7 protein-coding genes are annotated in these 7567 nt (G+C 30.2%); all 7 read right to left on the bottom strand.

Features of this window, described 5'->3' with window-relative positions; translation table 11 throughout:
- The coding region (locus FD20_RS09700; protein ID WP_187327354.1) for a dTDP-4-dehydrorhamnose 3,5-epimerase family protein at positions 1-333 on the bottom strand (333 nt) is incomplete at its 3' end.
- A gap of 14 nt (positions 334-347) precedes the next feature.
- Complete coding sequence (gene rfbA / locus FD20_RS09695) at positions 348-1217, bottom strand: glucose-1-phosphate thymidylyltransferase RfbA (protein WP_057738106.1); 870 nt, start codon at positions 1215-1217, stop codon at positions 348-350.
- Between the two features lie 658 nt (positions 1218-1875).
- Positions 1876-3300: a flippase gene (locus FD20_RS09690; protein ID WP_057738104.1), complete on the bottom strand. Its 1425-nt coding sequence runs from the start codon at positions 3298-3300 to the stop codon at positions 1876-1878.
- Positions 3297-4226, bottom strand: coding sequence for a glycosyltransferase family 2 protein (locus FD20_RS09685; protein WP_157060894.1), 930 nt, complete (start codon positions 4224-4226; stop codon positions 3297-3299). Before FD20_RS09685 ends, FD20_RS09690 begins: the two co-directional genes overlap by 4 nt.
- On the bottom strand, positions 4210-5460 hold the full coding sequence (locus FD20_RS09680) for a hypothetical protein (protein WP_057738101.1): 1251 nt from the start codon (positions 5458-5460) through the stop codon (positions 4210-4212). Before FD20_RS09680 ends, FD20_RS09685 begins: the two co-directional genes overlap by 17 nt.
- A complete protein-coding gene (locus FD20_RS09675) occupies positions 5457-6635 on the bottom strand; it encodes a CDP-glycerol glycerophosphotransferase family protein (RefSeq protein WP_057738099.1) in 1179 nt (392 codons plus the stop codon). Before FD20_RS09675 ends, FD20_RS09680 begins: the two co-directional genes overlap by 4 nt.
- The gene (locus tag FD20_RS09670; RefSeq protein WP_057738097.1) at positions 6632-7561 is read right to left on the bottom strand and encodes a glycosyltransferase; all 930 of its coding nucleotides are present in this window, start codon (positions 7559-7561) and stop codon (positions 6632-6634) included. The genes FD20_RS09675 and FD20_RS09670 overlap by 4 nt, the downstream gene beginning before the upstream one ends.
- Positions 7562-7567: the final 6 nt, after the last annotated feature.

Below are 7567 nucleotides of genomic sequence, written 5' to 3'. Positions count from 1 at the left end.
CTGGCGATGATTATATTCACTTAAAAGATAGCCTTCCCATTTACCATATGTTGGCGAGCCCTTGCGAATATCAACCAAAACATCATAAATAACGCCTGTAACTGCACGTAATAGCTTAGTCTGCGCATATGGTGCTCTTTGGTAATGCATTCCGCGCAGCACACCTGGTTCAACTGACAATGACTGATTGTCTTGAATAAAATCGACATCGATCCCTGCTTCATGAAATTTGTTTTGCGTATAGGTTTCAGTAAAAAAGCCGCGATGATCTCCGAATACATCAGTTTCAACAATTTTAACATCTTTTAATTTAGTATCAATAATTTTCAAAATTTTTGCCCCTTACTTTAATTTTGATTTGCTAATCTAATTAAATATTGACCATAATCATTCTTCTTCATAGGTTGAGCCAACTCTAACAACTGTCTCTTAGAAATGTATCCCATGCGATATGCGATTTCCTCTAGGCAAGATACTTTTAAATTTTCTCGCTTTTGAATTGTTGCAATAAAGCTAGAGGCTTCAAGCATCGAATCATGAGTGCCCATGTCAAGCCATGCATAACCGCGACCCATTAACTTAACATTAAGTTCACCATTATGTAAATATATTTTGTTAAGATCTGTAATTTCTAGCTCTCCACGATCTGAGGGTTCGAGATTTGCTGCATAATCAACAACGCGATTATCATAAAAATACAATCCTGTTACCGCGTAGTTACTCTTAGGATGCATAGGTTTTTCTTCCAACGATACTGCATGCATATTTGAGTCAAATTCAACCACCCCAAAACGTTCAGGGTCATTGACATGATAACCAAAAACCGTTGCTCCAGTAGTCAACTTAGCTGCATTTTGCAACATATTGGCCATACCACTTCCATAGTAAACATTGTCACCCAAAATCAAGCAAACTGAATCTGACCCAATAAAGTCTTTTCCAACAATGAATGCCTCAGCTAGTCCATTTGGTTTTTCTTGTACGGCATACGAAAAATTAATTCCAATGTCGGACCCATCTCCAAGTAAATCTTCAAAACTCTGTATATCTCTTGGTGTAGAAATTACTAAAATATCTTTGATGCCAGCTAGCATTAATGTTGAGATAGGGTAATAAATCATAGGTTTATCGTAAACAGGTATCAATTGCTTAGATATTCCACGAGTAATTGGATAAAGACGCGTTCCACTACCACCTGCTAAAATTATTCCTTTCATAAAAAAAACCTCCCTTTGACTCTAAGTAAATAATAAGTACACAAATTTGTAAACCTTTAAATGTTAATACTTATTTTTTATTTAGTACTAAACAATCAACTGCGCCGTGATCTGAATATAATTTCTGTTAAATTTAATTAAAGTAAATTTTTAAGCGCAACTAAATCTGTCACAGTGGCATGAACTTTAATTCTCCAGAAATACACTGACTACTAAACAAAATATTTTTTTGGTTCAATAAAAAAGAACTGGAACTTTTTGAGAGCGTTTGAAAATTAACGATTTCTATGTGGATAAATAGTTTAGCAATTAAAACCCCTACTTGATAAAATTCTTTGATAATATATTAATTTTGACCACTTTCAAACACTTTGAATCAATCTACAAAGTTGTTTTTTTAAGTACGTTTAAGTAATTTTTTAATATATAATTTTAATATAAAATTTAGTAAACATTTACATAAAATTTCAGCTTTTTAGGTTCTCAGAAATTGAATTTGTGATCATGCTTTTAAATTTATAGAACTAATTTCCCTCATCTTTATAAATCGACTTAAAACTGAACGAAAAGCATGAATTCTTCCCAGATAAAATTGCGTAGTTGAAGTGCACAACGTCTTCTTATAACAAGCATGCAAACACTAAACATTGGCCTATTTTTACTTTTTGGCGAGTAAAGTATTTTTTATCTTAACTAAAGTACTGTAACGTAAAAGTAGCAACACTGCGATATATATAATACCACCAATGAAAATTTCTATAAATAAATTAATTATATTAGTCTCTAAGTTATAATTGAAAAACTTAACCGTTATAAACATTATTAAACCCGCAAAAAAAGGCTTCCAAGCTTCATCAAATAAAGAAATTACGCTAACATTTTTCGAAACATATAAAAATTCAAACAACGTAATGCATGTTTCAGAAATTACAGTCGCGATAGCGGTTCCAATAGCGGAATAGAAATAAATTAATGGAATGTTACACAAAAGGTTTACTATAGCACCCAAAACAATAGCAATACTATATTGCTTAGTTTTCCCAATAGGTACTAAGTATTGTATGCCTAATATTTGAGAAAAAGCAATTGGGATTATTGCAAATAGCTCTATATAAATTACTGGAACAACTTTTAAAAAATTTTTCCCAAAAAACCAGGGGATAAATCCTGCTGCTATGCTCTCCAGTCCAAAAAAAATTGGAATTGAAAACATAATGGCAATTCCGAACCCCATCTTTAAATAAGTTTTGATACTGCTGTTATCACCATTTGCATACGCATTCGCCACTCTTGGCATCATAACTGTAGTCAATGCAGTAATCAAAGTTAAGCACATTCTTACAATTTTGTCAGAACTATCAAAAAAACCGGCTTCTTCAACAGAACTCATGCTACCTAACATTATTTTGTTTAAAAAAACATAGATGTTGATGGCAACTTGAGGTAAAAACAACAACAACGTTGGTCGCAAATGCCTCATAATATTCATATTCGTAAAATTCACTTTGCAAAGGTACCCTTTTAGGTACGTCCACAGTGACAGATTACCTAAAAATGTTGAACATGAAACTATAAAAATATAAATACTCAAATCAGAATATTTCTTAACAAACAGAAATATCATAATAACCGAAAGTATTTTAAAAATAAAGTTTCTTAATACAGTAACCTTAAACTTCTCAAGTCCATTGAAAAACCAAGAAACATCAGCAGCACAGGAAAATATTAAAATTGTCTGCAAAAAATAGTATTGTTTATAATCTCCAAATACAAACAATATGAAAAATAAAAATAGAACCAATGAAATCACCGAAGTAATTATTGATAAAAACTCTATTTCCCAAAAAATCTGTGATAGTTTTTTCTTGTCTTTTCTGAAATAAGCAATTTCTCTTTGACCGTAAGTAGTTATACCTAAGGTTGCTAGTAAAACAAAATACTGACTTACTGAGGTCGTAAAGGTATTTACACCAATCCCACGTGGACCCAAGACACGTGAAATATAAGGTATTGTTACTAAGGGAACAATTAACGTAAAAATTTGATACATCAAATTATATAAAAAGTTTTTGAATAGTTTCATGTTTTCCTCCAAGCAATAACCATGTAACTGTAAAAATAAAAATCAACAGCTTTCAACAAGATTCTAGGTTTTTTTAAAACCACGCCCTCCTCTAAACCTAGATATAACATCGCTAAAAAGTATTTTCTTACTGTTAATAAAGTTGTTCTAGGTTGATTTGTTGCCTTTGCAGAATAAAACATTTCTATGAAATGAGTTATACCAAATAACATTAACGCTTTTTTAGCTCGAGACTGTCCATTTTCTTCCAAATCATCAATAAAATTCAAAATTTGTTTATATGTGTTAAGTCTACTTAATTGAAACGTGGACTTAGTATCTCCTTCACGTTTCTTTGTATAATGATATCCCTTGTAATCAACAACACCAAAATAGTTTACACGCATCAAAAATTTGTGATTAAATGCAATTTCCTCATGCACTTGTTTTTCAGGAAAAGTAACTCCCTTTAAAGAAGAAGCTCTAAATAATTTGTTCCAGACAACTGTCCATAGATCCCCAGCCATAATTCGAATTACAGCATTTTCTTGGTTAATAACTTCAACATTACGTGAATTATTATTTCCCATCGATAGCCCTACACAAGAAATATCATTATTTTTCAACAAAATTCCACAGAGTACTTCGTAATAATCAGAATCAATGAAATCATCAGCATCAACAAAACCTATAAACTCACTATCTGATAAAGACAAACCAATATTCCTAGCAATTGACTGTCCGTTATTTTTAGTATGTACAACGGTTACACGATTATCTAATTTAGAGTAATCATCACAAATTCTACCTGAGTTATCAGTAGAACCATCATCAATCAGTATTAAATCTATATTGCTATATGTTTGTGCTAATATAGATTTAATACATCTTTCAATATATGTTTGAACATTATACACGGGAACTATAACGCTAATTTTGTTTTTCATTTTCAATTTTCACACTGGGCCTCCTTCTTTTATAGATAATGTTCATAAATAAAGCAACCCCTGAGAAAAAATAATATACTGAATTTGTAACGCCCAAAAAAGTAAATAAGCTAATAAAAGCTCTATCCATGGGAATGTTTTCCTCGCAGGAGTCTAAACTCTGACCAATTATATAAAAAACAATAGCACATCCGATTACACCAATATCCATATACATATTCAACAACTCGTTATCAATAGTATATATAGACTTCAAAAAGTTACCATATGAAACATTATCGAAGCCAAACAAAAAATTTCGTACAGAAAAGCCGTAATAATTTAGAAAAAATTTATACCCTTCCAATCTGGAAATAAAAGAACTGAAAAAAGCACTAGTGAAATAGTTAGATATTTTGTCCACATGGTTAGCAACAATTAAAACAACTAGTTGAAGCAATAACGATATATAATAAAAACTTTTTGTAATTTTCATTTTACCTTTGAACAAATATATAATTATTAATATTAACGATGCAAAATAAACAATTCTTGTCAAAGTAAAAATGATAGTTGTAACATAAACCGCTAAAAAAAGATACTGGGTAAACTTGTTAACTAAATCATCATGAGTAAATATAATAGCGATGGATAGTAACATAAATAACCCCAATGTCAAAGCGCTATCAGTCATACCAAAAGCTCTAATTTGAGCACCAGCTTGTTGAATAAAAAAAATCTTATTAGAACTCGCACCATTCAAATAATAAATACTACTAACAATAGCATCTCCTTGACTATTAATAATTGGTACAATTGCATTCTTTGAGATATGTTGGATTATTCCTAAAATCCCTTGAAAAAAGGAAAAATACAATATAGTTTTCTCACAAATTTTGCCATCAATTATGTTAATATTAATAGTTTTAGAAATTATTAAATACACTACCAAAATATAGCTACTTAGCAATAGTGAAAAATTTTCTAAAAAAGAGCTATCCGATTTTAAATTAGTAAATGTAGAAAAAATAAGACAAAACAAGAAAATCAGCATAAATAAAATATATTTTTTTTCTAGTTTTTTCAAACTACTACCAAAAAAAATACCCATAAAACATATAATAAGCACCATCAAAATTCGGTCTTGGAATAAAAAACCAAGTTTAGGAAAAAGTAAATTCAGCATCGACCAAAATCTTTTGGACATCTTTATTAGTACTAGTAATGCAAATAAAAAGGAAAATATTTTTTTCATTTTTCACGTTCCTTGCTCCGAGTCATTTCAAAAATTCTCCTACAATTTTGGTTATCAAAAAATTCAAAAAAGTCAGATCTATACGAATCTTCGGCAGAATAATTAAGCTCATTAATGGTCTCAATGTTTTTTACCAATTCTTTAACTGAAAAAGCTTTTGGCCCAAATAACTGATCTGGTATTTTTAAGTATGAACCACGTTTTTCAAGATATTTCCCCAAATCATATTGAAAAAAAAGCACTGGCTTTCTCAAATATAAAAAATCCCAAGATATACTCGAATAATCTGTAATCAAAGCATCACAGCTTTCTACCAAATCTCCAATGTCATCGTTGTTCAGTATTATGTTATCCAAAGAAAAGTATAATTTCAATTGTTCTAAATATGCACTAACGAACGGATGTAATCGAACCACTAACTTCATTCCTGTCTTTTCTAAATATTTTTTTAACTCTACATTTTCACATACCTGCTTTAAATTTTTAAAAGATTCAGTCCTACAAAATTCTTCAACTGATAACCCATAATCCCATTCTCGCCACGTTGGCATATATAAAATCTTACTCATTTTTTCATTGTTCACTTTTATTTTGTTATAAAGACCGTCGTATCTCGCAATTCCAGTGACCGATAACTTACACTTTGCAATCCCCCATTCCTTATTCTTTAATTCGTACTCAAACATATTAGTACATGGATAAAAATCTGCAAATTCAAGTTTTGTATCCATTCTCTTTTTTAGGCCCTCAACACCATGGCTCAAATAAACTTTAAATGGTTGAAAAAAAGTTACTCTTGCAGCTACTGGGCAAATATCGGTACTAATTGAATGCGTAAAATAAACTATATCCGACATAAAATATAAAACATAGCTCTTAACAGAACCTATAATTAAAAAGTTATCAATTGATTGATCCAATTTGTTCTTACACTTTTGGCACCAGTAAACATCATATGTTTTTTTCACTTGCAAAAAAGAATACATATATTTTGAATTATCATCAAACTTTTCTCCCAAGTTTCCACCTATAAGTATTATTTTCTTTTTTTTTCTTAATCTAAAAAAAGTAGATAGAAAAAAACCAATGAGCATTGGGAAAATATACTTTATTTTTTTATTTTTATTAAAAATATCTTCCTTACTATTTTTGGCGCAATTTCTCTTGAAACTCAACTTAATTTTCCTAATTCTCCTTTCAAACCGAGGTAAATCATTTTCAAAATAATAAAATACCTCCTCATTCCTTCTTTGCTTTTAGGCATATACCTAAAAAAAACATAAGTAAGATAAATTATTATGTTTATCATATAAGAGAACTTATTAGTTACAATATTATTTACCTCAAAATAAACTCTATTTCTTATGGTATATTTACCATTATCTATTAACGGTGTAACGAAGAAAGCTTTAAACATTGGTACCTCTTCCCTCCTATACCATGAACTTTCCAAGTCCTTTATAGTTGCATAAGTATCACAAAGAATCTTATAGCCTAACTTTGTTAATCTATAAGTATAATCATTGTCATCACTATACAAATAGAAGTCTCTATTAGGAAAACCTATTTTTTTAAAAATACCAGTAGGTAACAAAAGACCACCATACGGAACAGTTTCACATGATATATATCTTCCAAAAAATTCTTTTTTTGAAACTTTCTTCCTAATTTTTTTCAAAATTGAGAATTCAAAGAAAGCATTTTTAATGTAGGCCTGTTTGCCCGCATCTTTTAATTCTGTTCGATCTTCACGAAAGGCTGAGAACACTTCATCACCAGACCTTTGTTTATAAGAATTTAATAGACATTCTAACGAATTCTTATTTGGCAAATTGTCATCGTCTAACATCCAGACATAATCTATATAATTGATATCAACCCTTTTTAGTCCCTCATAGTAGCCATTTGCTGAGCCGCTATTATGTGGTATATCTACACTTAATAGTCTCTTATCGAAAGTCTCGAACCTTTTAGAATTACCATTATTTACCAACACAATAGTTCTTACATGATGCATAGTTAACAAGCGTTTAATTACTTGACTTACAAAAGTATATCTCTCACCATAAGTGACTATAACAACTGCAACATTTTGTCTCATGTATTT

This window comes from Liquorilactobacillus uvarum DSM 19971, from assembly GCF_001434935.1.
Lineage (GTDB): Bacteria > Bacillota > Bacilli > Lactobacillales > Lactobacillaceae > Liquorilactobacillus > Liquorilactobacillus uvarum.
This window is presented reverse-complemented; position numbering and strand designations above follow the sequence as displayed.